Origin of the sequence: Paenibacillus sp. NRS-1781 (assembly GCF_050467745.1) — a bacterium.
GTDB lineage: Bacteria > Bacillota > Bacilli > Paenibacillales > Paenibacillaceae > Paenibacillus > Paenibacillus terrae_A.
Genome location: NZ_JBITPI010000029.1, coordinates 1 through 1,251, shown reverse-complemented (window position 1 = coordinate 1,251; position 1,251 = coordinate 1). Strand labels below are relative to the sequence as shown.

At 47.1% G+C, this 1,251-nt stretch carries 1 protein-coding gene; it reads left to right on the top strand.

The genetic code is table 11. The annotated features are described in order from the left end of the window. Nucleotides 1-153 precede the first annotated feature (153 nt). Nucleotides 154-1,251, top strand: a 1,098-nt coding sequence (locus ACIFO6_RS11700; protein ID WP_430040839.1) for an IS4 family transposase, incomplete at its 3' end; no start/stop codon positions are given.

Here is a 1,251-nt window from a genome sequence, read left to right as displayed (position 1 = left end):
TGTGCTACATGATGTAGATAATCATGACAAGCATTCTGCTTCTACACTTAAAGCTAAGCACGCCTGTTGAATAACCAAAAAATAGTAGAAAAAAGACCGTCTTTTCTGTAGAATCGTTTGTACCAACAAGCGATTCAGAAAGAGGACGATCTCATGAAAAATTCTATCATGTTTACATCCATCCTTCAATCCATCCTGACTCCCGAAGAAGTGCAAACGGTTGCCGAGGATACAGGTTATGAAGACAAGGCTCGCAAATTCACGGTAACCCGTTTACTTCAATACTGGTGTGTTTCTGCTTTGGAGCAATGGGACAGTTACCGCTCTGGCGTAGATTTTGCTGCTTCTAGTGGTTTGCCTGTCGTTCATTATTCACGGTTTTCCACCAAAGCAGCCGAAGTCCCCTTTGCTATATTTAAGGAGCTTTTTCATCGGGTCATTCACAAATGTAGCCGAGAAACACGCCGAAAACTTACGTTTCCCAAAGAATTGCTCCTCATCGATTCAACCACCATGACGGTGGGAAAAACACGGCTACCCTGGGCTCCGTATCACGGAGAGCGTGCGGGCATTAAGCTTCATGTGGCTTTACGAGCTGAAAGTGCGCAACCTCTTCAGGTGATACAAACGCTGGGTTCAAGGCATGATGGCCCCGTAAGTGAAGCGTTGGCTCAACCGGACTACATTGTGGTGATGGACCGTGCTTATGGGAAACTGGAGCGTCTGGACGACTTCAAAACCCATGGGCAATCGTTTGTCATACGGCTTCGCGACAACGTCCATTTAGAAAAACCCCATGCGCTACGCCGCCTCCAGAAGCCGGATTCATCTGTCATTCGAGATATCACGTGCCAGTTGGGAACCCCTCAGTGTCGTTCCAGGCAACGTCATCGTGTGGTGATGTTTCGAGATTTTGAAGGTCGGGAAATTCGGGTGGTTACCGATTTAATGCAGGTGACCGCAGAACACATCGCGCAGATGTATAAAGCTCGGTGGCAGATTGAAGTCTTCTTCCGTTGGATCAAGCAACATTTGAATATTCCAACCCTGTTTGGTACGACCGAAAATGCGGTCTATGGGCAACTATTCTGCGCTCTGATCGTCTATGTCCTGCTCAAATGGCTATTTGATGCTGCCCAGACTCCATGGCCAAAACATGCCGTTCTTTCCTTTGCGCGTTTTTCCCGTCTATTTCTTCTTCAAAACCTACCTGTTGAATGGCTGATTCAAATTCAGCGCGTTCTTCTTCAG